This window comes from Sorangium sp. So ce321 (assembly GCF_051530195.1).
Classification (GTDB): Bacteria; Myxococcota_A; Polyangia; order Polyangiales; family Polyangiaceae; genus Sorangium.
This window is the reverse complement of record NZ_CP150329.1, coordinates 5950841-5973796: the sequence shown is the minus strand read 5'-3', so window position 1 is coordinate 5973796 and position 22956 is coordinate 5950841. Positions and strand designations below refer to the sequence as shown.

Sequence of the window (22956 nt, the reverse complement as noted above, 5' to 3'; positions counted from 1 at the left end):
CGCCCGGCGCTCGCGCCGAGTCGGGGCCGAGCTCGGGAAGCCGTCCGCCGGCCGGAGCCGGGTCCCCAGGAGGTGGGCGACGGTGCTGTTGTACTCCGCCGCGATCATGTGGTGTACGGGCATCCCGACCCGAGCGGCGGCGCGCTGCTCTCGCTCCTGGGCATCACCGCACCCGAGGACGCCCGCGCACGAGAGGCTCAGGAGACATCCCGCGGCGGCGGGCCCCAGACCCGCTTTGACTCGGACTCGGTCGGCTCTGGCGACTCTGGATGTCATCGTCGTCTTCCGCGCGTTGCACCGGCGCCGGCGCTAGGGTGGCGGCAAGGTGCACGTGCCGAGCGAATCGTAGCAGAGGCCGAGCACGCAGTAGGGCTCGCACCCGTCCCCGTCCGCGGCGCAGGCGCGCCGGCCGCACGTCCCGTCGTCCGTGCAGTCGAAATTCGCGGGACAGTCGGCCGGCGCGGCGCACTCCTTCGCCGTGCAGTGGTGATCGGGCGCGCATTGCTGGCCGATCTCGCAATCGCTGTCCGCCGTGCAGCCCTCGATGCAGCCAGGCTCGCACATGCAGTCCTTGGTTCCGCAGATCGATGTCGGCCCTACCCTCTCATGGCATAGTGCATCGTCGCTGCAGGTGATTTCGGGTTGCATACAGATGCCGCACCGAGGCGCCGTGCCGGGCGCGTAGCACGGGGCGGACTCGTCGGCGCAGTCCTCCTGGACGCGACACTCGCCGGGGGGCGCGCCGCCGGAGCCGGTCGTGGCGCCGCCCGAGCCGGCCGTGGCGCCGCCGGAGCCGGCCGTGGCGCCGCCGGAGCCGGTCGTGGCGCCGCCCGAGCCGCCCTGGCCTCCCAGCCCGCCGTTGCCGCCACCATCATCGTTGCCGGTGCAGCTCGTGGCCAGCGCCGCGGCCGCGAGGAGCGCGAGGGGCCACCGCTTCACAAGTCGATAGATCGCGTGCATCCAGGAGAGAACCTCCATAGGTCCTCTCGAAAGTCAAGCGCCTCGCAACGCCCAGCGCTTCTCCGGTTTCCTCACATGGAGATTCTTTTCCGCCAGGACGAGAACCGGAGCATCACGGCGCTCACGCGAGAAGGAGTTGAACCGCCAAGGACGCCAAGGACGCCAGGAAAAAGAAAGCCCTGGGTTCTCCGGGCGTCCTTGGCGTCGTGGCGGTTTTCCTTCCCCGGGTCGCTGCCTGAGGAATCCCCTCATTGCGCAGCCATTTCAGAGGGGAAGTTGAACAGGGAGGCGGGGAGACAGGGAGTATTTTGAAGATTCCCCTCCCCGCCTCCTCGCCTCCCTGTGAATTTTCCGAAGAATTTGAGGCGATGCCTGAGGGTCGCTGCACCTGATGCACCGAGCGCTGTTCGAGATCCCCCTCTGGACGCAAGAGTGGATATTCCTTCCCGGAAATGGAATCGCGGAAACGCAAAGGACTCGTGTGGAAATGCCCTGCGCTCTCCCTTCTCTCTCCTCTGCGACCGCCGCTCGAGCACACGGATTTCTGTCGATGGGCGCGCGCCGTTCATGGTGAGGGGGTCCGGAGCTTGCTCTCTCCCTCGCAGGTGCGCGTTGTGGCACCGGGAGGGGATCATGCGGACTTCGAAGACGGGGAGAACCAGCCGTACATCAACAAGGGGGAGAGGCGTCGTCCACGGGCTCGCCGGGATCCTCGGGATCGGCCTGTGTCTCGGCATCTCCAGCGCTTCCGCGGCCGACGCGACACAGGCCATCTCGCCTCAGGCCTCGACGCAGGGCGCCCTCAGGCCGCAGCGGACCACGACGGCCGCGCAGCCGCCCGCGACCAGCACCTACGCCGCGAACCCCCAGAAGCGGCGCTGGATCATCGCGGGCGCCTCGACCCTGGGCGGCTTCTGGACGGCATCCGCCATCGCCGCAGCCGGCCTCGCCCTGGAGCGGCCGGAGGCCAGGCCGGCCGTGCACTGCACCAAGTTCGCGTGCTCCCTCACCCGGCGCCACGAGAGGACCGGGCCTTCCCCCGCCTCGCTGATGATCCCCCTCGCCGGCCCCTGGATCCACCTCGGCACGGCGCGCCCCTCGGCGGCCGGCGCTGTCGGCCTCTCCGTGCTCGGCGTCGGGCAGGCCGTCGGGCTCGGGATGCTGCTCGGCGGCATCGCCATGCCGACGAAGGTGCGCGTGCCGATGCAGCACGGCCGCGTGCTCCAGATGGGCGCAGCCCCGCTCGTCGGCGCCGACGGACTCGGGCTCTCGATCCACGGCTCGATGTAGCCGCGCCCGTCGGGATCGATGGTGCCGCGCCCCTCGCCGCGGGCCCGCGCCTCCCGGCGCGAGCCCGCGGCGCGCTCATCACGGCGCGAGGCCCAGGATCGCCCGCACGCGCAGCCGCTCCTCGGGCGTGAACGCGCCCGCGAGCAGCGCCTCCTCGGCCGCGCGCCGCTCCTCCGGATCGGCCACGGTCGCGGCGAGCGCCGCGCGCGCGCCGGCGAACGCGTCGAGGCGCCGCTGCCAGGCCGCCCGCCGCCGATCGAGCTCCGCGAGCCGGTCCGCCGCCTCGGGGCCCACGGCCGCGACCCGGTGCGCGTGCAGCGCCTCGTCCGAGGCGCCCGCGTCCCGGAGCGCCTGCTCCTCGGCCTGCTCCACGAGCGGGCGCACCGCCGCCTCGCGCGCCTCGCGGATGCCGTCGGGCAGCGTCGCCTCGACCGCCGCGATCCGCGCGTCGCGCTCCTCGGGCGACAGGGTCGCGTCCGCGAGGATGCGCGCCTCCTCGATCGTCGCCTCCCCCTCCCGCTCCTCGTCGCCGAACAGCTGCGTCGCGGCCGGCTCGCCGAGCTGCTCGCGCCGGATCTCGCGCAGCGCGGCGAGCCGCGCCGCCGGATCGGCCGCCACCTCCACGTCCGCCGCGCTGACCGCCTCGCGGTAGCCGAGGTACCTGTCGAGCAGCGCGGTCGCCTGGTCCACCGCCGGCTCGGCGGCCCGCGCCCGGATCGCCCCGATGATGCGGGCCCTGATCGCCGCCTCCGGCTCCTCGCCGGCGGCGCTGAGGAAGTAGTCGAACAGCGCGAGGATCTCGGGGCCGACGACGAGATCGCCGCGCTCGTCGACGAGCACCGCGCCGTCGACCTCGGCGCCGCGGAGCGAGGGCGGCGCGGGCCCCGCCTCCGGCGGCGCCGCGGGGACCGGCGTCACCGACAGCGCCCGCTGGAGGCGCGCGGGGGCCGGCGCCACCGACACGGCCGGCAGCGCCCCCTTCCGGGAGGGGCGCGCGGCCGCGCCGATCGACCGGGCCGCCCGGGCGGCCGAGGGGACCGGACGCTGCCGCTCACCTCGGGCGAGCCACCCGGCGCCGACGAGCGCGGCGAGCGCCAGCGCCGCGAGGAGGCCTGTCGTTCCACGACGCTCCACGTGCGCCCCGGCGGCTCAGAGACCGGCGCCCTTGAGCCGGCTCGCGTGCGCCCGGAACACGGACTTCGGGTTCGGGCCAGATAGATTGATGAACCCGAAGAGCTGATTCACCTCGTCGAGGTGATTCATCCCGTAATCGTCGCGCAGCACCTCGCCGAAGTGGGAGCTGCACTGGCCGACCATCCCGTCGTTCGACTCCGAATACAGCCTGGAGATGAGGCCGAGCGACAGGTCGGTCGGATCGAGCCCGCTGGTGAGGATCCCTGTCCCCGACCACGAGAAGAAGCGCACGCCGCCCTCCTCGGCGGCCCCCTGCCCGCACCGGCTGGCGGGCAGCCCGGCCGGATAGCGCGCGTTGAACTCGCGCATCCCCTCCGCGGAGAGCGACCACAAGGCGGCGATCGAGTCCTGAGGCGAAGAGCGCCCGGTGAGCAGGCTGAGCACCGTGCCGAGGCTGTTGGCGAGGAACGAGAGCGCCCCCTGGGCGAACCCGCCCTCCCGCAGGTTCTCCTGCAGGTAGCTGGCGAGCTCGGCCCCCTGGTGCGGCGAGCCGATCGTGGTGACCGAAGCGACGAGATCCGGCCGCACCGCGGCGACATACCGGACGTCGAGCCCCCCATGGCTGTGCCCGATCAGGTTCACCTTCCCGCTGCCGGTGCGCGCGACGATGTCCTCGACCTGCGCGAGCAGCGCCTCCCCGCGCGCCTCGGTGCTGTCGAACTGGGGCACCGCCGTGGCGTACACCTCCGCTCCACCGGAGCGCAGCGTCGACGCGACGCCACCGAAGTAGTCGACCACACCGAACATGGCCTTGAACCCGGCCATCCCGTGACAGAGCACGATCGGATATTGCGTCTGCGCATAGCTCTTCAGCGCCAGCGCGCTCTCGCCGATGTCGGCGCGCTCCGCGTCCACCGCCTCATCCGTCGACGCGACGCATCCTTGCGCGAGCAGCGTCACGACAACCCCTGCCGCACAGCGCAATGCGTCAATTCGCAGTCGGCCCCCGGTCCCTCGTTTTCTCTCGACTCTCTCCTGATTTCGAGCAGGTGTAACGGTGCTTGGTAGTACAGCGCGTGAGTTGGAGGAATGAGCTCGTCTGATCACCTTTCACCTCTGATAGAGTATTTTTTTAATTCGAATCAAGCAGAACTCACAGGCTCTCGGCACAACAAGCACGTGGCGTATCCTGGACAATCGGCAGGCCGGTGTCCTCGCCATCACCTGTCGCGTCGATCCCGGCGACGCGACAGGCCATCAGCGCAGCGGCGCCAAACCGCCGTGTCGCGCGCCGCTCGCCGGCGGAGCGCCCGAGAGGCGGCCCGGGCGGGCGAGGCGGAGGGGGCGTTTGCCCTCGGGCCGGCCCGCTCCGCCGCGCCGCGCGTCACGCGCTCGCGGCGGGGTTTTCCGCGGCCGCATCGCCTAGGAGGCCCGCGCGGCGCAGGGAGGGCTCTCCTCGCCCGCCGGCGCGCCGCCGCCCTCCTCGGTCGCCGCGACGCCCCGGACGACGCGCGCGTTCTCCGGCACCGCCGTCAGGAACCGCTCGCGCCGCCGCGGGTCGGCGATGCGCTCGGCCCGCGCGAGCAGGCTCTCCCTGGCCTCCGCGAGCACCGCCGCCGCCTCGCCGTGGGCGCCGGACGCGGCGAGCGCATCGGCGTACGCGAGCCGCACGAGCGACTCGCCCTCTTCGAGGGACCCGAGCGCCGCGAGCTCGCCGAACGCCGCCCGCGCCGCGCCGAGCGCCGCCGCGACCTCGCCGAGGGCGAGCAGGGCGCGCGCGCGCACCGCCACGGCGGGCGCGCGCAGCCGCGGGGCCACGTGCAGCGCCGCCTCGGCCGCGCGCGCCTCCCGCTCGGCGGTGGCGGCGTCGCCCGAGAGCAGCGCGATCTTCGCGAGGTAGGTCCGCGCCACGCCCTCCATGCGGAGGTCGCCCCGCTGCTGGAACGCCTCCACCGCGCGCCGCTCGGCGAGCTGCGCCTCGTCGAGCTTCCCGAGCTGCCCGAGCACGTGGCCGAGGTTGTGCAGCGCCACCGTGGCGAGCTCGCGCAGCCCCATCCGGTCGGCGGCCTCCAGGGCGGCGCGCAGGACGGACTCGGCCGACGCGAGCTCGCCGAGCTCGGCGTAGATGAAGCCGAGGTTCGCGCCGATCACGCACGCGCTGCGCCGATCGCCGGCCTGCTCGAAGGCCGCGAGCGCCGCCTCCAGCCCCTCGAGGCACGCCTCGGGATCACCGCCGGCCGAGGCGCGGATGGCGCGCAGCTGCTGCGCCATCGCGACGAGCTCGGCGTCCGGCGCCGGCAGCGCGCGGAGGTCCTCGTCGATGCGCGCGAGCAGCGCGTCGGCCTCGGCGTAGCGGCCGCCGAAGACGAGCTGCGCGCCGCACTCGCAGAAGCACGCGACGCGGGCGCGGCGCCGCCCGGCGTCGCTGGAGGGCGGCCCTGCGGCGGCGCTCGGGGGCGGCCCTCCGGCGAGGCCCTCGGCGATGGCGGCCCACCGCGCCACGCGGTCGACAGCGCCGAGCTTCCCGGCCGCGGCGGCGATCTGCGTGACCGCGCGGAACCACCCGGGGCAGCCGGCGGGGAGCAGCTCGGCCGCGGACGCGCCGAGCTCCTCGGCGGCGGCGAGGTCGCCTTCCCACACGTTGGCCTCGGCCGCGACGAGCCGCAGCGCGGCGAGGTCCTCGCCGGCCGCGCCGCACGCCTCGCCGCACGCCGCGCGCTCGATCGCGGCGCGCAGGTCGTTCGCCTCGAGCGACTGCTCGGCCGCGCGCCGGTACCAGCGCACCGCGCGGCCGGGCTCGCCGCCCTTTCGGAAGTGCTCGGCGACGACCCGCGGGTCCGCGGCGCCGCCCCGCTCGAGCCACGCGCCCGCGAGCCGGTGGCCGAGGGCGCGATCGCGCTCGGTCAGCATGGCGTAGGCCGCCTCGCGGACGAGCGTGTGGCGGAAGACGTGGTCGGGGGCGTCGCCGAGGCCCGCCGACGCGCCGAGCGGCGCGACGAGCTCGCGGTCCGCGAGCGCCGAGAGCCAGGCCTCCACGTCGGCGAGGCGCTCCTCGCCGCCGAGCAGCGCCGCGACGCCGCGCTTCGAGAAGCGATCGCCGAAGATGCTGGCCGCCCGGAGCACGCGCTTGCCCTCGTTGCCCTCGGCGTCGAGCCGCGCCTCCACCGTGCCGAGCACCGAGTCGGGCGGGAGCTCTCCCTTGCCGCTCGCCGCCGCCCGGATGAGCTCTTCGAGGTAGAACGGGTTGCCGCCGGCGCGCTCGACGAGGCGCGCCACCACGCCGTCGGGCACCGACTCGCCGAGCGCCGCGCGCACGAGCTCCGCGCCGGCGCGGCGCGGCAGCGGGCCGAGCTTGATCGTCTGCACCTCGCGCTCGGCCCACAGGCTCGGGAACTGCCGGTGCACGTCGGGGCGCGCGAGCGCGAGCAGCATCAGCGGCAGCTCGCGGAGGTTCCGCAGGGTCGCGTCGAGCAGGCGCACGGTGGCGGCGTCGCCCCAGTGCAGGTCCTCCAGCGCGAGGAGCACCGGCCGCGCGGCGCACTCGGCCGCGAGCCAGTCCTCCCACGCGGCCCGCGCGCCGTCGCTCATGCCGGCCGCGCTCTGGCGCGCCGCCCGCAGCAGGCGGGCGTGCTCGGGGGCCGGCGCGCCGGCGATCTCGCCGAGGAAGGCGGCGGCGCGATCGAGCTCCGGACCGCCGAGGTGGCGCCCGAGCCGCTGCTTCAGCTTGCGGTGCCGCGCCCGCGTCGGGTCGCGATCGCGGAGGCCGGCGGCCCGGCAGAGGACGTCCGCGATCATGCCGAACGGCGAGCCGGACGAGCTCGAGTCGGCGCGACCCCACAGGATCTCGACCGGCTCGTCCCGCCGCTGCAGCGCGGCGAAGAGCTCCTGGCGCAGCCGGGACTTGCCGGCGCCGGGCGGCCCGAGGACGAGCACGGCGCTCGCGAGCGACTCGGAGATGCAGCCGGAGAGCACGCCGTGGAGCATCGAGAGCTCGCGGGCGCGGCCGACGCAGGGCGTGCTCCTCCCGAGCAGCGCGGGGGCGATCTCGTCGACGGCGCGCTCGCCGGACAGGACGAGCGCCTCGCCCGGCGGCGCGCCGGGCGCGACGACGAAGCGCGGCCCGAGCATGTCGGCGGTCGCGCGGTCGACGCGCACGGCGCGCGGCTCGCGCGCCTCGAGCGCGGCGCGGAGCTCGGCGACGCCGCGGTCGATGACGTCGCCCTCGACGAGGCCCGCGGAGACGACGCCGCGCCCGGTGATCACGCAGAGCGCTGCGCCCGGCAGCTCGGCGCGGAGGCCGAGCGCGCACTGGGCGGCGCGCTCGGCGCGATCCACGGCGCTGCCGGGGCCGGACATCATGACGAGCTCCGCGCCCGGCACGAGCTGCGTGAGCCTGCCGCCGTGGAGCTCGACGAGGGCGCGGACCTCCGCGCTCCGGCCGGTGGACGCGGGCGGCGGCGGCTCGTCCGGGGCGGGCGGCGGCGCGTCCGGGGCGGGTGGGGCCGGCAGGGAGGGCGCGTCGTGGTCGGCCGCGCCGAGGAAGATCAGGCTGACGAGGCGCTGCTCGCCGAGCGTGAGGGCGACGCGCTCGCGCGGGGCCGGGCCGCGGGCCGGCGCGTCCGGCGGGGGCACGCTCCCCGCGAGCGTCGGCGCGTCCGGGGGCGCGGTCCACGCGCCGCCCGCGGCGGCGATCCGGTCGAGCTCGGCCGCGACCTCGGCGGCGTCGCGCGGGCGCTCGCCGGGCACCCTGGACAGCATGCGCGCGACGAGCTGGTCGAGCGGCGCGGGCGCGTCCGCGCGGAAGTCGCGGAGGCGGGGGGCGTCCCTGAGGAGCATCTCGCTGAGCGCGGCCATCGGGCTCGCGCCGGCGAAGGCGGGGTAGCCGGTGAGGCACTCGAACAGGACGCACCCGAGGGAGAACACGTCGCTGCGCGGATCGGGCGTGGTCCTGGCCTCGATCTGCTCCGGGGCCATGTACCCGGGCGTGCCGAGGACGCCGCCGGTGACGGTCACGCGCCCCGCCTCCGCGCTGGGCCGCGCGATGCCGAAGTCGACGAGCTTGACCCGCCCCGCGTCTCCGCCGGGCAGGAAGAGGTTGCTCGGCTTGATGTCGCGGTGGACGATGCCGCGCGCGTGCGCGAACGCGAGGGCCTCGGCGGCGCGGCGCACGAGCGAGAGCCCCTCGCTCGCGGGCAGCACGCGGCGCGCCAGGCGCGCGGCGAGGTCCTCGCCGTCGAGCCACTCCATGGCGAGGTAGCGGTCCCCTGCCGGCGTGCTGCCGTGCGCGATGTAGCGCACGATGCCCGGGTGGACGAGCGCGGCGAGGAGGGCGGCCTCCCTCTCGAACCGCTCGACCTGGATCGCGCTCCGCAGGCGGACGATCTTGAGGGCGACCGCCCCCCCGCCGAGGCGATCCTGGGCCTTGTAGACGGTGCCCATCCCGCCGGAGGCGGCCTCTCCTTCGACGACGAACCGCCCCGCGATGACCTCCGCGTTGCTCACGTCAGCGCAGGAAGACGGTGACCGAGCCGGGGTGCGGCGTCTTCGCGACGGCGAGCTTGCCCGACCAGCGGCGGAACGTGCCGTGGCAGCTCGGGAAGCTGCCGTCGTCGTTCGGCTCGCCGCACAGCGCGTCGCACGGGCCGGTGATCTCGATCGCGCACGACTCGAGCGAGGGCCCGCAGACGCGAGGGATGGACGATGCCCCGGGCGGCAGGCACGCCTGGTAGATGGGCTGCGCCGCGAAGATGTCGCCGTAGTACGTCGCCTCCCGGGTGGGGTACGCGGCGCGCTCGGCCTTGTCGGCCCGGAGCTCCTCGCGGTCTCCGCGGACCGAGATGCTCACCTTCTGTCCCAGGTAGTTGACGCGGGCGAGGACGCAGCCGCTGACCCAGCTCCGGCACGCGTCGTCGCAGGAGCCGCCCTCCTGTCCCCAGCTCGCCGCGAGGCCGAGCTCCCCCGGGAAGGAGAGCTTGGCGCCGTCGAGCGTGACGGCGAGGCGCTCGCCTGCGGGCAGCGCGCAGCTCGCGATGTACCTCAGCAGGGTGCGCGCGGCCGGGTCGCGGAGCGCCTCGGCGGTGAGCTCGTTCGACGTCAGCGCCTCGGCGGTGAGGGCGTTCGACGTCAGCGCGTTCGACGTCAGCGCCTCGGCGGTGAGGGCGTTCGACGTCAGCGCGTTCGACGTCAGCGCGTTGTGCGTCCGCAGCGCCTGAGGAGCGGCGTCCTCCGCTTCCTCGACCGGCGGATCCGGGTCGAGCTGGACCGCGCACGCGCTCGCGGAGAGCGCGGCGACGGCCAGGACGAATGCTGCGAGCTTCGGCGAATGCTCCATGGATGACGAGTCCCCCCTGGGAGGCCATGAGCCGGTGGCCCATGAGCTCCCGAAACCACCGGCGCGGGGACACGGGCCACGGGTGCGCGCATCGACGGCCGGTGCGTACATCTTGGTTCAACTGCAGGGTCCGCGAAAATGCCTACAGGCCGGTGCGCCGGTGCGGGCCATCTTCGCTACAGCAACAAATGGAAAGATGTCACTGATAGCCCGACTGGCAAAGACCGACGCGCACGCAATACGCTCTTTTTTTGTGTCGAGGGGCGATCGATCTGTCTCGATGCGCGCCGATGCACGCGACGCGAGGCCCCGGCTCTGTCCACAGCATCATGGATAGCGATGCTCGCACCGGGGACGGAGGAGCGATGAAGGGTCGGCGCGTTTCCTGTCGCAGACATCCATCCTTCTGCCGGAAGGTGTGGGGGTGGCGCGCGGCGCCCTTGGCGTGGTCGGCGTGGACAGGTCGCCGGTGCGGACGGCGCGGCACCACTCCCTGCTGGTCGCTCACGTGGCCAGCGGACTGGCCGGGAGCGGGTACTGAGCTCGTCTGCTCCGGTGCGCCGGCAGCCAGGCCAGCGCCGGCGCCCGCGACACGGGCCGCGCGGGCGGCTAGCCGTCATGTCCGGTGAGCCCTGACGGCGTTTTGCGTCCCCTCCTTGATGGGGTTCCCTGTGGCGTCCACTGGCGGACGGACTGCTCGGCGCGGTGCTTCGGTGCGCCCTTGACGCCGCTGCGGCTCGATCATTACATGGCGTACACGATGAAGGGACATGCGCGCAATCTGATGACCGAGCGCGTGATCGCGCTGGAGCAGGGCACGCCGGTCACCGACATGCTGCAGCTGTTCGCCAACGAGAGCCTGAGCGGCGCGCCGGTCATCGACGAGGGCCACCGCGTCGTCGGCTTCGTCAGCGAGACGGATCTCCTGGGTGCGCTCCTGCGCAAGGAGTACGAGGGGATGACGGCCGCGGACGTGATGAGCACCCCGCCCATCTCCGTGGACGAGTTCATGCCCACCGACGAGGTGATGACGCTGCTGCGCGAGAACCGGATTCACCATCTTCCGGTCGTGCGCAACGGGCGCCTCGTCGGGATCATCACCCCCCAGGACATCCTGCGCTATCTCGTCGAGCGGGTGCTGCCGATACCGCCGGACCCCGCCTGAGGCGAGGAGCACCGGAGCGCTGGCCGTCTCGTCAGCGGCGCGGCGGCGCCCGGGGCTCGTGCGCGCGCCTCCCGCCAGCGCGAGGACACCAGCGTGAGCGCGGCTGGGCGGCCGCCGCGCCCGGCCGGTACGCCCGTCCGCGTCGAGCCCGCCTGCGCACGGCGCGATCTACGGCGCGGAATCCTTTCTTTGTGTGACGTTGCAGAGGGTGTGGTCGTAAGCGACCCGAGGGAAACGCACGAATCCGCACGACGACCACGACGATGCAGGATCCCGGAACAAACGCATCGGCTCGTATGTAATGCTGTGCTGAGCGGGCCAGTCGCTCGCGTGCGCATCAAATTCGCTGCTGGCGACTTGCCTCCAGCGCCTCGATCCTCGAGGGTTGATCCGTGCCGAAGTCGCCGCGCAAACGTGCGCTGACCTCCCCTCACGATGCGCTGTTCCAGTGGACCTTCTCTCAGCGCGAGCACGCGATCGGGCTGCTCAAGGCCGCGCTGCCGCCCGAGGTGGTCGCGGCCGTGCGCTGGAGCACGCTGCGCATCGAGAAGGGCAGCTTCGTCGACCGCGCGCTGCGCAGCCGCCACAGCGACATGGTGCTCTCCGCCCGGATGGGGGCGGGGCGCATCTACTTCTATACGATCATCGAGCACCAGCGCGTCGTCGAAGCGCTGATGGTCTTCCGCATGGGACTGTACATGATGCGCCTGTGGGAGCGGATCACCCGCGAGCGGCCAGGTCTGAAGATGCTGTCACCGATCATGCCGGTGCTGATCCACCACAGCGACACGGGGTGGATGGCGGCCAGGGCCTTCCAGGACATCGTCGCGATCGAAGGGCCGGAGCGGGCGGCGCTCCTGCCGCACATTCCGCACTTCGAGCTGCGCCTCGTCGACGTCAGCGGCGGGCGGGCGGGCGACGTGGTGGAGGAGGCGCTGACGGCGCTGGGAAAGGTGGTGCTGTGGTGCCTGTCGGTGTCCGGCGACGACGCGCGCCTGGAGCGGGAAATCGGGCGCATCGCGGCGGCGCTGGACGAGGTGCTGCAGGCGCCGAACGGGCTCGCTGCGCTGGAGGCGCTGCTGCGCTACCTTGTGGCCACGCACGAGCGCTTGAGCGTGCGGAAGATCGGTGGGATCCTGGAGAAGGCGGCGGGCCCGCGGGCCCAGGAGGCTGTCGTGACGGCGCTGGACGAGATCGAGCGTAGGGGGCGCGCGCAGGGGCGCGTGCAGGGGCGCGCGCAGGGGCGCGTGCAGGGGCGCGCGCAGACGCTGCTGGAGCTGCTCGCGGCCCGGTTCGGCGAGGTGCCGGCCGAGGTGAGCGCCCGCATTCTGGCCGCGGACGAGGCGACGCTCGTCACCTGGACGGCGCGGGTCCTCACGGCGCCGACGCCGCAGGACGTGCTCGGCGACGACGGCCAGCGCGCCTCGCCGGCACGGCGCCCCGCGGCGCGCAAACGCGCCCGCCGCACCTGATCCCGGGCCGACGCCACGCCCGCACGCGACCTCCCGGCGGTTCGCCGGCACGCCGGTCGCCGACACGCACATCGGCCAGCTCAGCTTTCCAGGGAAGAGGCGGCCGCGGACACGCCCCCTCCGAGGCGCCGCCGCTCGCCTACCTCCGATCGAACTGGTACCGCGCCCGCTCGGCGCCCTCGATCTCCACCACGATGCGCTTCGGGCCGAGCCGCGCGATCGCGTGCGCGGCGGCGGGGCGGCCCGGCGCGTCGTCGTCGAGGTTCTCGATCAGGCTCTGGAGCGTCACGTACGGGATGCCGCGGATCACGTCGAGGTGGTTCCAGTGCAGGTGGCCGTTGAACACCGCGAGCACGCCGTGCTCCTCGAACAGCTTCCGCATCGCGCGCCGCTCGCGCACGAGGCAGATGTGCGGGCTCCCCTCGAACCAGCGGTTGCCCCGGAGGTCCTGATCGGCCGCGCTGTGGTGCATCAGCACGATCTTGGGCAGCGGTGACGCAGCGAGGTCCTCGGCGAGCCAGGCGAGCTGCTCCTGGCCCACCGACACGTCGTGATCCTTGCGCTCGCGCGTGTGGAGGACCGTGAAGTGGAAGCCGCCGCGGTCGAAGGAGTAGTGGAGCCGCGTCACCTCCGGCCTGCCCCACGCGGACAAGAGCTCCGCCTCGCTCAGGTGGACCACGTCGTGGTTGCCGGCGACGTGGAAGAGCTCGGCCTTCACGCCGCGGAGCGCGGCGACGCACTCGCCGTAGCGCGCCCGGTCGGCCTCGGGCCCCTCGTCCTCGATGTCGTCGCCCAGGTTCACGACGAGATCGGGCCGCGTGACCTCGTTCATCCGCTCCACGAAGGCGCGGGTCAGCGCGGGCGCCTCGCCCGTCAGCTTGCGCAGCTTGCCCCCGAACGACGCCTGCGGGCCGAAGTGCAGGTCCGAGACGAACGCGACGACGAGCTCCATGCGCGCCCCGCCGCTCAGCTCGACTTCGCGCCGGGCTCCGCCTTGGAGCCGCCCAGGCACGCCGGAGAGCGGAAGTCCGCGCCGCCCTGCCGCTCCCACTCGTCCGGCGTCATCGCGCGGATCGTCAGGGCGTGCAGCCCCGCGCGGAACTCCTCGCGCACGATCTCGTTGACGCGCCGGTGGCGATCGAGGGGGCTCAGCCCCCGGAACGCCTCGCTCACCACGAGCACCTTGAAGTGGGTCTCCGAGCCCGCCGGCACGCTGTGCATGCGGCTCTCGTTCTCCACATCGAGGTGCACCGGTTCGAGCGCGTGAACGAGCTTGCTCCGGATCGACTCCTGCTTCGTCGTCATGGGGCGCGAAGCTTAGCCTCCGCCGCGCCGCCGGTCACCCGCGCGACGGCCGCCAGGGAGGCGCGGCGGCGCTCCCGCCCGCCGGGGAGGCGCCGGAGCGCGGTCCGCTGGGCCGAGGAGCGCGGCGCCCGCTTCGCTGCCGGCATGGCCGGCGCCGCCCGGCGCGGCCCGCAGCGGGCCACCTGCGCGACCCGCTGCGGGTGACCCCGCGGGCCACCTGCGCGACCCGCTGCGGGTGACCCCGCGCGGACCTTCTCGGACGAAGGGATTGCCCGGCGCCACGCCAACGGATAAACCGCGCGGCATGGCATCCCCGATGGTTGCGCGGCTCGCGCTCGTTCTTGCCGCCGCGCTCGCCGGCGCATCCGGTTGCGGTGACGACGAGAGCGAGAGCGTCCCCGGCCCGACCGGAACGCCCGAGCTCGAGATCGTGACCCCGAAGGACGGCGCGTGCGTTGCGATCGGCGCGCCTCCGGCCGCCCCTTCCGCAGACGAGCCGACGATTCCGATCCGCGTCAGCGTCTCGCAGGTCCTCCTCCGCCCTCCTGGCACGTGCGGAACGTACGCGCAGTGCGGGCACCTGGAGCTCAGCATCGGCGGCGAGAAGAACAGCGCCGCAGCAGGCCTCGTGATCGACGCGCGCCTCGGCGAGCTCGATCCCGAGGAGCGCTACGGTGAGCTCACGATCGCCGTCACCGTCGTGAGCGACGCGGGCGTGCCGCTCCTCGGCGGCGAGAGCCGGAAGGAGCCGCTCACCCGAAGCCTGTCGCTGACCGTCGCGGAGTCGTGTGGAGAGGGCAGCGGAGGCGGCGGCGCTGGTGGCTCGGGCGGCGCTGGTGGCTCAGGCGGCGCTGATGGCTCGGGCGGCGCCGGTGGCTCGGGCGGCGTCGGTGGCTCAGGCGGCGCTGGTGGCTCGGGCGGCGCCGGCGGCTCGGGCGGCGCCGGTGGCTCGGGCGGCGCCGGTGGCAGCTGAGTCAAACGCACGGAGACACATGGCGAGCTCGGGAGAATCGTCCGAGCCCCGCTCCCGCTCGGCTGCGCGTTACTTCGCCTCCGGGTCGGCGCGCGGCAGGCCGCGCTCATCGAAGAGGAGCGCGATGTCGACGTGGAACTGCGCTCTGCGCGAGGACGGCGGCGCGCGGTGCGAGCTCGGCGGCGGCGGCGTCGGGTAACAACGCCCCTGCGCCTCGTCTCCCTGCGATCCTGACGCCAGCGCCTCTCGCTGCGAGGACGCCGCGGCCGGCTGCGGTTCTTGCCGCGGAGACGCCGCCGCCCGCTGCACGACCGGCACCGGCGTCTCCCGCCAAGCCTCCGCCACGCCCTGCTGCATCTCCCGCCGCGAGCTCGGCGCCGCCGCTTGCGACGACGGCGCCAGCGTCTCCCGCCGCGCTCCCTGCGCCGCCGCCTGCCCCTCCCGCCGCGAGCTCGGCGCCGCCGCCTGCGACGATGGCGTCAGCGTCTCCCGCCGCGCTCCCTGCGCCGCCGCCTGCGCCCCCCGCCACGAGCTCGGCGCCGCCGCTTGCGACGACGGCGCCAGCGTCTCCCGCCGCGCTCCCTGCGCCGCCGCCTGCCCCTCCCGCCGCGAGCTCGGCGCCGCCGCCTGCCCCTCCCGCCCCGGGTACCCCCCGGCCGGCTGCGTGGCAGGCGCCGGCGTGTCCCGCCGCGCATACGGCGCGGCAGGCGGCCCCTCCCGCCACGGAGGCGCCCCGGCCGGCTGCGCGCCCATCGAGCCCACCACCGGCGTGTCGCGGCGCGGGTACGCCCCACCAGGCCGCGACGCCGGCACCGGCGTGTCCCGCCGCGCGTACGCGACGCCCCTCGCCGAGGGCGGCTCCGACGGCTCCCGGCGCGCGTACACGACGCCCGCCGGCGCCGGCGGATCGCGGCGCGGCCTCGATGAAGACGGCCCCGCCCCGAACCCCGCCATGACCCCGAGGCGCGCCGACTGCGGCCCCGCCGGCTCGCTCGGCCGGCGCGCCCCCTCCGCAGGCGCCCCCGCGCCCCAGCGCTCCGGCGGCGGCGCCGCCACGGCGGCCGCCACGCGGTCGCGGTACGCGAGCTCCGGCGCGCCCGCGCTCCGCGGACCGGAGCGCGGCAGCGGCGTCGACTCCGCCTCGCGCCGCGACGGCGTCATCACGCCGATGCTCCACCGCTCCGAGCGCGGCTCGGAGGCCCCCTCGTCCGCGGGCATCAGCGAGTAGCGCCCCGGCGTGAGCTGCCTCGTGCGCTGCTTGCGGCTCTCGCGCGCCGCCGTCGTCAGCATCGCCTCGAGCTCCTCGTCCGTCAGCGCCTCGTCGACCCGCACGAGCGTGCTCACCACGTCGCGCGCGATCTCCTCGAACCCCTCCGGCGCGAGCGCGTAGGTCGAGGCCGTGACCACGATGACCACCGGCCTGCGCTCCTCCGCCAGCGCCGCGGCCATCGAGACAGGGCACGCCTTGACGACGATCCCTACATCCATCGCCGCCGCCTGGCAGCGCGCTAGCAGCGCCTGATCGCCGCCGATGAGGAGGGCTGTCGGGATCTGGGCGCGAAGCGTGGCGTCAGAAATGCGCGGCATCGGTCCAAGGATCCTAACCTCCCTGCCCCAAACACAGGTCAGGAAAATCCTGCCATCGGACATTCCCCGTCATGTCTGGACAGCGGGCTCAACCGATGTCGGGCACTACGCGCCGTCGGATCACCTCACGGATGCGTAGGGGCAGTGGGCAACTCGGTGAGGTGGCAAGCAGCCCAGTGCCCAGGATGACGCTCCTCCAGCAGAGGCGCCTCGATGCTGCACCGCTCCATCGCATAAGGACAGCGGGTGTGAAAATGGCACCCGGACGGCGGATTCAGCGGACTCGGCACCTCGCCGACGAGCGTCAGCCGGCGCCGCTTGCGCTCCACGTCAGGATCCGGGACCGGGATCGCCGACAGCAACGCCTGCGTGTACGGATGCTGTGGTGAACGGAATAGTGCATCTGGGCGAGCGCGCTCGACGACCCGGCCGAGGTACATCACCGCGATCTCGCTTGACAGATGGCGAACTACCGCGAGGTCGTGCGCCACGAACACGTACGTGAGCGAGAGCTCGCGCTGGAGCGAGGCGAGCAGGTTGACGATCTGCGCCTGGATGCTCACGTCGAGCGCGCTGACCGGCTCGTCCGCGATCACGAGCTTCGGCCTCAGGGCGAGCGCGCGGGCGATGCCGATGCGCTGCCGCTGGCCGCCGGAGAACTCGTGCGGGTAGCGCCGCATGTACGACGGCGAGAGCCCCACCATCTCCATGAGGCGCCCCACCTCGCGGAGCGCCTCGTCCCGCGACCCCACGAGGTCGTGCGTGAAGAGCGGCTCGGCGATGAGGTCGTGGACCGTCATGCGCGGGTTCAAGCTCGCGTACGGGTCCTGGAAGATCATCTGCATCTCGCGGCGCGCCTTGCGCAGCGCGCGCGGTTCGAGCGTCAGGACCTCCCGGCCGTCGATCTTCACGCTCCCCGACGTGGGCGGCACGAGGCGGAGGATCCCCCGACCGGTCGTCGACTTGCCGCAGCCGGACTCGCCGACGAGGCCCAGCGTCGCGCCGCGCTCGACGTCGAAGGAGACGCCGTCGACCGCGCGCACCGTGCCGACCTGCCGCTGGAGCAGGCCGCGCCGCACCGGGAAGTGGATCTTGAGGTCGCGCACCGACAGCAGCGGGGCGCCCTTCGGCGGAGGGGTGGCGGCGGAGGTGGTCATGGCGCTCGTCCGGCGACGTCCTCGACATGGCACCGCACGACGTGCAGCGCCTTCCTGTCCCCCTCGCCCGAGACGACGCGCGGCAGCGGCGCCTCCTCCCGGCACACGGCGACCGCGTGCGCGCAGCGCGGGTGGAACGGGCAGCCCGGCGGCAGGCGCGCGAGCGACGGCGGCATCCCGGGGATGGGGACGAGGTCCGCGCCGCGCGCGTCGTCGAGCCGCGGGATCGAGCGCGACAGGCCGATCGTGTACGGGTGCTGCGGGGCGTGGAAGATCGCGCCGACCGGGCCCTCCTCGACGATGCGCCCGGCGTACATGACCGCGACGCGATCGGCCATCTTCGCGACCACGCCGAGGTCGTGCGTGATGAGGAGGACCGCCGCGCCGAGCGCCTCCTTGCGCTCCCGGATGAGGTCCAGGATCTGCGCCTGGATCGTGACGTCGAGCGCCGTCGTCGGCTCGTCGGCGATCAGCAGATCGGGGTCGCAGAGCAGCGCCATCGCGATCATCACGCGCTGCCGCATCCCGCCCGAGAGCTGGTGCGGGTAGTCGTCGATCCGCGACGCCGCCGCGGGGATGCCCACGGCCTGCAGGATCTCGACGCTGCGCCGGCGGGCCTCGGCGCGCCTCATGCCGCGGTGGAGCTCGAGCACCTCGATGAGCTGCTCGCTCACGCGCATGTAGGGGTTCAGCGACGTCATCGGGTCCTGGAAGATCATCGCGATCCGGTCGCCGCGGATGCGCTCCATCCGCGCCTCGCTCGCCTCGACGAGGTCCTCGACGATGCCGCGCTCGGACTCGAGCAGGATCTGGCCGCCGACGATCCTGCCCGGCGGGTCGGGGATGAGCCGGAGGAGCGAGAGGCTCGTCACGCTCTTGCCCGAGCCGGACTCGCCGACGATCCCGAGGACCTCGCCGCGATCGACGCCGAAGGAGATGCCGTCGACCGCGCGGACCACGCCCTCCTCGGTGAAGAAGTGCGTCTTCAGGTTCTTGACCTCGAGCAGCATGGTCCGTTCGGGCGGGCGGGCCCTTCAGTCCTTTCGGATGCGCGGATCGAGGGCGTCGCGGAGCCCGTCGCCGAGGAAATTGAAGCAGATCAGCGTGAGCGCCAGCATGAACGCCGGGAAGATGAGCTGCCAGGGGTAGAGGTCCATGGCGTCGGCGCCCGTGGACGCGAGCAGGCCCCAGCTCGACAGCGGCTCCTGCGTGCCGAGGCCGAGGAAGCTGAGGAACGCCTCGGTCATCATCACCTCGGGGATCGTGAGCGTCGTGTAGACGATGATCGGGCCGAGCGCGTTCGGCACGAGGTGCCGGAAGATCAGCGCGGCGTGGCCGACGCCGATCGAGCGCGCCGACTCGATGAACGGCTGGCTCCGCAGCGCGATGACCTGGCCGCGGACGATGCGGGCCATCGTGAGCCAGGAGATGCCGCCGAGCGCGGCGAAGACGACGACGATCTGGAAGATGGGGAAATAGCTCGGGTCGGACGGGTCCTTGACCACGACGCCGAGCACGGCCTTCCAGGCGCGGTAGAGGACCGTCTGGTCGTTCGCGAAGAAGACCATGAGCAGGATGACGAGGATGAGGAACGGGAACGTGTAGAGCACGTCCACGATCCGCATCATGATCGCGTCGATCTTGCCGCCGAAGTAGCCGGCGACGCCGCCCCAGCTCACGCCGATGACGAAGCTCACGAGCGTGGCGACGATGCCGACGGCGAACGAGATGCGCCCGCCGAAGAAGACGCGCGCCATCATGTCGCGGCCGAAGTAGTCGGTGCCCATCCAGTGGGCGAGCGACGGCGGCTCCGCGCCGAGCTTGAGGTCGGCCTTGTCGTACCGGTAGCTCGAGAGCTCGGGGACGAGGACGCAGGCGACGATCATCGCGATGAGCAGGGCGCCGCAGGCGACCGCCGCGCGGTTCTTGCGGAGCCTCCGCCACGCGTCGCGCCCGAGGCTCGACCCCTGCTCGAGCGCGTCGAGCCGCAGCGGGCCTGCCGGGCGCGGCGCGGCGCCGCCAGGGACGGCGGGCAGGTCGCCCGGGGCCGCGGGCGAGGCGCCGGGCTCGGCGGCGGGCGGCGGGGGGGCGGCGGGGGGCATGGTCAGCGCAGCTCCACGCGCGGGTCGATGAAGGCGTACGCCACGTCGACGATCGCGTTGAAGAGCATGAGCAGGAAGCCGTAGACGAGCATGACCCCCATCACGAGGTTGTAGTCGCGGTTCGTGGCCGCCTCGACGAAGTAGCGGCCCATGCCGGGGATGTTGAAGATCTTCTCGACGACGAGGGAGCCGACGAGCAGGCCGCTGAAGCCGGGGCCGAGGAAGCTCACGACCGGGAGCAGCCCGCCCCGGAGCGCGTGCTTCAGCACGACCTTGCGCTCGGAGAGCCCCTTGGCGCGGGCGGTGCGGATGAAGTCCGAGCGGATCACCTCGAGCATCCCGCCGCGCGTGAGCCGGGCGATGTAGGCGGCCACCGGGAGCCCGGCGCAGATGACCGGGAGCACCATGTGCCGCCACGTCTCCCACCGGGCCACCGGGAACCAGTAGAGCTTGAGCGAGAAGACGAGCATGAGCAGCGGCGCGAGCACGTACCGCGGCACGCTGAGGCCGACCATGGAGACCGCCATGGCCGCCGTGTCCTTCCATGTGTTCTGGCGGATCGCCCCGATGACGCCGAGGGGGATGCCCATCGCGAGCGCGAAGAGCATCGCCCAGAACCCGAGCTGCATCGACACGGGCAGGCTGAGCGCGATGATCTCGTTGACCGTGCGGTTCGGGTACTTGAACGTCGGGCCGAGGTCGCCCTTCGTGACGAGCGCAAGGAGCCAGTCGCCATACTGCTTGAGGACCGGATCGTTCAGGTGGTACTTCGCGTCGAGCTGCCGCTGGACCTCGACGGGCACCGCCCGCTCCTGGTCGAACGGGCCGCCCGGCACGATGCGCACCAGGACGAACACCAGGGTGGCGACGATCAGGAGCGTGGGGATGATCGAGAGCAGCCGCTTGATGGCGTAGGTGCTCACGGGGCGCCGCCCCCCGGCCGTCTCGCCGCGTCGCTCCCCTCGTCATCCCGCCGTCTTCCGTGGATCCCGAGCGATGTCACGAGGTGCCTCCGTGCTGCCGTCGTTCAGCGCGGCGACGATCCCGAGCGACGCGCCGCGCCTCTCCGCATACCACGGAACCGCCGATCGACCGCGGCGTTTCGCGCCACTGCGGTCGAGCCGGCCTGCGCGCTCGGCGCGCTTCGTGCGACCGGCGCCAGGGGGTGAACGCCGCGAAGAAGGGGTCCGAGGGATGGGTGGCGAGGAGCGGGCCGGTTCCGAAGTTGACCGACCCGTGGGCCGTGCCGGTGAGAGCGACCGTGCCGAGGGGCGAGACGCAGAGATCCTTCGTGTACGCCGGCACCGCCGCTGCCGGCGCCCCCGCTCCCGCCCTGACCCGCCGAGCCGCCAGGTCCCCCGCCTGTTCACGGCTGCTTCTTGAGCTTGCCCTGATCGCGGAGCTTGACCAGATCGTTGTAACCGCCTTCGAGGACGCCGTCGACGAACACCATGGGAAACGTCGGGAAGCCGGCCCAGAGCTTGAGCGCGAGGCGCTCCTTCCACTTGGAGAGATAACTCCCGTACTCCAGGTAGGTATATTTCACGCCCTCTCCATCGAGCAGCTGCCGCGCCTTCTTGACGAAGGGATTCTGGGCCATCCCGACGACGACCACCCGGTCGCGGCTCACCGCGGCCGCGGCCTCGTCGACGACGGCGCGATGAAAGCTGGCGACCTGAGACTTCACCGCCTCGGACACCTTCTCGGGAGCAAGCGTGGGACGTTCGTTTATCATGTGTGCACCTCCGCGCCGGCAGCCTACCGGCTCGGAGGTGGCAGGGTCAATGGGGGGATCCGCAAGGCGCTAAAGGGCCTCGCGACCCAGGTCGAGCGCTGTCAGGCGCGAACGACCGACACCGTTCGCCCTCCAGGTGTCGTCCGGGTCTCGATGGTGACCCGCTGCTCCCCGGGAGGTTGCTCTTTCCGCTGGTTGAAGATCACCAGCCACCCCCGCAGCAGGCTCAGACCTGCCAGGTAGCGGTCGATCTGCTCAAGTCCATCCTCCACCGGGTCCCTCCGCCCGTCGCGCCACACCTTGATCTCGATGGCCACCACGTCCGGGCCGTGGCGCAAGCACAGGTCCATCCGCCCCGATCCAATGGCGTACTCGCGCTCCAGCGTGCCCCCGCGCTCGGCCACGCGATCGAGGAACGCCATCAGGACGAGGTGCGGCGCGATCTCATGGTACGACGCCGACTGCATCAGCGGCTCGCCGTGCCGGCGCCAGAACGCGACGAACGCCTCCAGCAGCCGTTCGACATTCATCCGGCCACCGGGCTCCAGCCATGTCGGCTCGATCTGCGGCAGCGCGGCGCGCGGGCCGAACGTGAGCTCCTGGACGATGATCTCCCGGTAGATGGGGTTGGCGGACTCGAGGCCCCCCGACTCGCCCATCCGCACGAGTCCAAGATCCTGGACGTAGCGGATATCGTCGTTTCGCGGCCCGCTCAGGGTAGTGCCTGCGAGGATCGGCTCGATGATCGCCTTGACCCGCGGCTCGTTCAGCCGCTCACCGAGTGAATCGATGTGCGTGCGCCTCTCCCGGATCAACTCTGACTTGGCACGATCGACGTGGTCCGCGGCGATCGGCGTGCGGCCGTCGGGGACCGTTTCCCAGATGAGCTTCTGGGCGAGCGCATTGACGAGCCATGGCTGTCCTCGCGTGAGCTCGAACACGCGATCGACGGCGGACTGCTCGAAGAGCTGCCCTGTCTCCTGCGTATATTGCCCGTAGAGCTCCGCTATCTGGCTCCGGTCGAAGGGGTCGAGCGTGATCGACCTGTCCACGATATTGAACGGGCTCGGCGTGCCGCGCCGGCCCTCTTCGTCCGAGGCGAGCCGGTAGTCGCGCACGTCGCGCAGGCCGACGAAGGCCAGGGACCAGGGGAACCCGCGGGGTCGATGGCGGTGTCCCACCTGGATCTGCCGGAGCACCGAGAGCAGCACGCTGTCGCGCAGCGAGTCGAACTCGTCGAGAAAGAGGACCAGCGGCTTCGGCGCGGCATGCGCCCAGGCGTTCAGGGCGGCGCCGATCCGGTCGCGCGGCGGCGCATCGGGCCAGGGGGGTGGCCAGAGATCGAGCGGGAGCTCCTCTTCGGCGCTGCGCCGCCAGCTCGACAGGATGGCCAGCTCCGCGGTGCCGACGTCCTCCACGTTGTCGCCCCCCTCGAGCATCGAGATGAGCACGGCGACATGAGAGCCCTTCGCGGTGAGCTCTCTGGCGAAGGTCTGGAGCGACGTCGTCTTGCCGACACCGCGCGGCGCGTGGACGACGAAATACTCCTTCTGGTTGATCAACCGGGACACCTGCGGCAGGCGCTCCCAGGTTGGGAGCATGTAGTGATCACCCGGGTTGCAGGCGCCGGTGGTGTTGAACCAACGGGGCATCGGACGCCTATAGCACAGGCCTCCGCGCTCGGGCTCGAAACCACGTTGGCCGAGCTTGACTGGTCCCGACCACCGTCGATTGTCGCGCTGAGC

18 protein-coding genes are annotated in these 22956 nt (G+C 73.0%); 4 read left to right on the top strand and 14 right to left on the bottom strand.

The features are described 5' to 3' along the window. Positions 1-309 precede the first annotated feature (309 nt). Positions 310-978: a hypothetical protein gene (locus WME89_RS21935; RefSeq protein WP_438011075.1), complete on the bottom strand. Its 669-nt coding sequence runs from the start codon at positions 976-978 to the stop codon at positions 310-312. A gap of 615 nt (positions 979-1593) precedes the next feature. On the opposite strand from WME89_RS21935, the gene WME89_RS21930 reads away from it, so the two are divergent. Then, positions 1594-2250, top strand: coding sequence for a hypothetical protein (locus tag WME89_RS21930; protein ID WP_438011074.1), 657 nt, complete (start codon positions 1594-1596; stop codon positions 2248-2250). A 78-nt stretch (positions 2251-2328) separates the two neighbouring features. On the opposite strand, the gene WME89_RS21925 is transcribed toward WME89_RS21930, so the two are convergent. The 4 genes from WME89_RS21925 to WME89_RS21910 all read right to left on the bottom strand — a co-directional run bounded on the left by WME89_RS21925 (position 2329) and on the right by WME89_RS21910 (position 9715). Continuing rightward, complete coding sequence (locus tag WME89_RS21925) at positions 2329-3384, bottom strand: lipase secretion chaperone (protein ID WP_438011073.1); 1056 nt, start codon at positions 3382-3384, stop codon at positions 2329-2331. Between the two features lie 15 nt (positions 3385-3399). Beyond that, positions 3400-4299, bottom strand: a complete 900-nt coding sequence (locus WME89_RS21920) for an esterase/lipase family protein (protein WP_438011072.1) — start codon at positions 4297-4299, stop codon at positions 3400-3402. A gap of 507 nt (positions 4300-4806) precedes the next feature. After that, a complete protein-coding gene (locus WME89_RS21915; RefSeq protein WP_438011071.1) occupies positions 4807-8886 on the bottom strand; it encodes a serine/threonine-protein kinase in 4080 nt (1359 codons plus the stop codon). Position 8887: 1 nt separating this feature from the next. Next, entirely contained in the window at positions 8888-9715 is an 828-nt protein-coding gene (locus WME89_RS21910) for a hypothetical protein (RefSeq protein ID WP_438011070.1), read from the bottom strand. Between the two features lie 721 nt (positions 9716-10436). Here WME89_RS21910 and WME89_RS21905 point away from each other — a divergent pair. Together WME89_RS21905 and WME89_RS21900 are read left to right on the top strand one after the other, a co-directional pair. Next, a complete protein-coding gene (locus WME89_RS21905) occupies positions 10437-10880 on the top strand; it encodes a CBS domain-containing protein (RefSeq protein WP_438011069.1) in 444 nt (147 codons plus the stop codon). A 392-nt stretch (positions 10881-11272) separates the two neighbouring features. After that, positions 11273-12352 carry an Rpn family recombination-promoting nuclease/putative transposase gene (locus WME89_RS21900; protein WP_438011068.1) on the top strand — a complete coding sequence of 360 codons (1080 nt, stop codon included), beginning with the start codon at positions 11273-11275 and terminating at the stop codon, positions 12350-12352. 139 nt (positions 12353-12491) lie between these two features. Here the strand turns inward: WME89_RS21900 and WME89_RS21895 are convergent, their stop codons facing one another. Continuing rightward, positions 12492-13304, bottom strand: coding sequence for a metallophosphoesterase family protein (locus WME89_RS21895; protein WP_438011067.1), 813 nt, complete (start codon positions 13302-13304; stop codon positions 12492-12494). Between the two features lie 14 nt (positions 13305-13318). Further along, positions 13319-13657, bottom strand: coding sequence for a BolA family protein (locus tag WME89_RS21890; RefSeq protein ID WP_438011066.1), 339 nt, complete (start codon positions 13655-13657; stop codon positions 13319-13321). A gap of 304 nt (positions 13658-13961) precedes the next feature. Here WME89_RS21890 and WME89_RS21885 point away from each other — a divergent pair, with 304 nt between their 5' ends. Next, positions 13962-14630, top strand: a complete 669-nt coding sequence (locus tag WME89_RS21885; RefSeq protein ID WP_438011065.1) for a hypothetical protein — start codon at positions 13962-13964, stop codon at positions 14628-14630. 69 nt (positions 14631-14699) lie between these two features. On the opposite strand, the gene WME89_RS21880 is transcribed toward WME89_RS21885, so the two are convergent. The 7 genes from WME89_RS21880 to WME89_RS21850 form a co-directional block, all read right to left on the bottom strand. Next, positions 14700-16217, bottom strand: a complete 1518-nt coding sequence (locus tag WME89_RS21880; protein ID WP_438011064.1) for a hypothetical protein — start codon at positions 16215-16217, stop codon at positions 14700-14702. A 125-nt stretch (positions 16218-16342) separates the two neighbouring features. Next, a complete protein-coding gene (locus WME89_RS21875) occupies positions 16343-17374 on the bottom strand; it encodes an ABC transporter ATP-binding protein (protein WP_438011063.1) in 1032 nt (343 codons plus the stop codon). After that, positions 17371-18384, bottom strand: coding sequence for an ABC transporter ATP-binding protein (locus tag WME89_RS21870; RefSeq protein WP_438011062.1), 1014 nt, complete (start codon positions 18382-18384; stop codon positions 17371-17373). The genes WME89_RS21875 and WME89_RS21870 overlap by 4 nt, the downstream gene beginning before the upstream one ends. 24 nt (positions 18385-18408) lie before the next feature. Then, positions 18409-19476 carry an ABC transporter permease gene (locus WME89_RS21865; RefSeq protein WP_438011061.1) on the bottom strand — a complete coding sequence of 356 codons (1068 nt, stop codon included), beginning with the start codon at positions 19474-19476 and terminating at the stop codon, positions 18409-18411. A 2-nt stretch (positions 19477-19478) separates the two neighbouring features. Beyond that, positions 19479-20399 (bottom strand): ABC transporter permease, encoded by a 921-nt coding sequence (locus WME89_RS21860; protein WP_437627144.1) that lies wholly within the window; start codon positions 20397-20399, stop codon positions 19479-19481. 443 nt (positions 20400-20842) lie between these two features. Beyond that, on the bottom strand, positions 20843-21211 hold the full coding sequence (locus tag WME89_RS21855) for a glutaredoxin domain-containing protein (protein ID WP_438011060.1): 369 nt from the start codon (positions 21209-21211) through the stop codon (positions 20843-20845). Between the two features lie 101 nt (positions 21212-21312). Then, complete coding sequence (locus WME89_RS21850) at positions 21313-22863, bottom strand: AAA family ATPase (protein ID WP_438011059.1); 1551 nt, start codon at positions 22861-22863, stop codon at positions 21313-21315. Positions 22864-22956: the final 93 nt, after the last annotated feature.

Bases quoted from the DNA above. Each gene is read 5' to 3' on its own strand.
- WME89_RS21935 (WP_438011075.1), bottom strand. From the start codon at position 978: ATGGAGGTTCTCTCCTGGATGCACGCGATCTATCGACTTGTGAAGCGG.
- WME89_RS21930 (WP_438011074.1), top strand. From the start codon at position 1,594: ATGCGGACTTCGAAGACGGGGAGAACCAGCCGTACATCAACAAGGGGG.
- WME89_RS21910 (WP_438011070.1), bottom strand. From the start codon at position 9,715: ATGGAGCATTCGCCGAAGCTCGCAGCATTCGTCCTGGCCGTCGCCGCG.
- WME89_RS21895 (WP_438011067.1), bottom strand. From the start codon at position 13,304: ATGGAGCTCGTCGTCGCGTTCGTCTCGGACCTGCACTTCGGCCCGCAG.
- WME89_RS21890 (WP_438011066.1), bottom strand. From the start codon at position 13,657: ATGACGACGAAGCAGGAGTCGATCCGGAGCAAGCTCGTTCACGCGCTC.
- WME89_RS21885 (WP_438011065.1), top strand. From the start codon at position 13,962: ATGGCATCCCCGATGGTTGCGCGGCTCGCGCTCGTTCTTGCCGCCGCG.
- WME89_RS21880 (WP_438011064.1), bottom strand. From the start codon at position 16,217: ATGCCGCGCATTTCTGACGCCACGCTTCGCGCCCAGATCCCGACAGCC.
- WME89_RS21875 (WP_438011063.1), bottom strand. From the start codon at position 17,374: ATGACCACCTCCGCCGCCACCCCTCCGCCGAAGGGCGCCCCGCTGCTG.
- WME89_RS21870 (WP_438011062.1), bottom strand. From the start codon at position 18,384: ATGCTGCTCGAGGTCAAGAACCTGAAGACGCACTTCTTCACCGAGGAG.
- WME89_RS21865 (WP_438011061.1), bottom strand. From the start codon at position 19,476: ATGCCCCCCGCCGCCCCCCCGCCGCCCGCCGCCGAGCCCGGCGCCTCG.
- WME89_RS21855 (WP_438011060.1), bottom strand. From the start codon at position 21,211: ATGATAAACGAACGTCCCACGCTTGCTCCCGAGAAGGTGTCCGAGGCG.
- WME89_RS21850 (WP_438011059.1), bottom strand. From the start codon at position 22,863: ATGCCCCGTTGGTTCAACACCACCGGCGCCTGCAACCCGGGTGATCAC.